Origin of the sequence: Streptomyces sp. NRRL S-118, from assembly GCF_000716335.1 — a bacterium.
In the GTDB taxonomy this organism is placed as follows: Bacteria; Actinomycetota; Actinomycetes; order Streptomycetales; family Streptomycetaceae; genus Streptomyces.
The window spans coordinates 1,109-2,356 of the sequence record NZ_KL591063.1 but is presented as its reverse complement, the minus strand read 5'-3'; the positions used below and the strand labels follow the sequence as shown (position 1 = coordinate 2,356).

At 70.7% G+C, this 1,248-nt stretch carries 1 protein-coding gene; it reads left to right on the top strand.

Going from position 1 to position 1,248, the window contains the following annotated elements; all coding sequences use genetic code 11:
• On the top strand, positions 1-1,248 hold a 1,248-nt coding region (locus tag IH00_RS38610; protein ID WP_031080855.1), incomplete at both ends, for an acyltransferase domain-containing protein.

The window sequence follows — 1,248 nt, the reverse complement described above, 5'->3', positions numbered from 1 at the left end:
GTGAGCACCTGGCCGGCCAGGGCGAGCTGGACGTACGAGCGGTCGGCCGCGCCCTGGCGACCACGCGCGCGCGGCTCGAGCACCGGGCCGTCCTGATGGGAGAGGAGGGGGAGACCCTTCTCACCGGCCTCGATGCCCTGGCGGAAGGCGGCGGCACCGGTGGGCTCATCCGCGGTGTGGTTGGTGGGCCGGTGCGTGTGGCGGTGATGTTCACGGGTCAGGGCAGTCAGCGGGTGGGGATGGGCCGTGAGTTGTATGCGGTGTTCCCGGTGTTCGCGGAGGCGTTGGACGAGGTCGCGGGGTTGTTCGACCGTGAGCTGGGTGGGTCGTTGCGTGCGGTGATGTTCGGTGAGGCGGGCTCGGACGAGGGGCTGCTGGACCGGACTGAGTTCGCTCAGCCGGCGATCTTCGCGTTGGAAGTGGCGTTGTTCCGGCTGGTGTCGTCGTGGGGTGTGCGGCCGGACTTCCTGATCGGTCACTCGGTCGGCGAGATTGCCGCGGCGCATGTGGCGGGGGTGTTGTCGCTGGGTGATGCGGTGCGGTTGGTGGCGGCGCGGGGCCGGTTGATGCAGGCGTTGCGTGGTGATGGTGCGATGGCCGCGGTCGAGGGTTCGGAGGAGGAGGTCCGGGCGGCGTTGGCGGCCGGGGACCTCGGTGGCCGGGTGGAGGTCGCGGCGGTCAACAGTGCTTCGTCCATCGTGGTTTCGGGTGACGACGGTGGGGTGGAGGAGTTCGTCGCGGTGTGGAAGGGGCGTGGGCGGCGGGCCAAGCGGTTGGCGGTCAGTCATGCGTTCCACTCGCGGCACATGGACGGGATGCTGGAGGACTTCGAGAGCGTTGCTCGCGGGTTGGATTACCGCTCTGCGGAGTTGCCGCTGGTCTCGAATGTGTCGGGTGCTCTCGTGGAGGCGGAGCAGCTGTGTTCGGCGGAGTACTGGGTGGGGCATGTGCGCCGGCCGGTGCGTTTCCTGGATGGTGTGCGGTGCCTGGAGGCCGAGGGTGTGTCGGTGTTCCTGGAGCTCGGCCCGCAGGGTGTGCTCTCGGCTCTGGGGCCGGATTGTGTGACGGGGGAGGAGGACACCGCTCCGGTGTTCGCGGCCGGGCTGCGCGGTGCGGATGTGTCCGAGCCGCGGGCGCTGGTGGAAGCCCTGGCCCGGGTCCACGTCCGCGGGGCGGGTGTGGACTGGCCGGCCGTCCTGGGCACCGGCCCGGCCCTCCGGGACCTGCCGACGTATCCCTTCCAGCGGG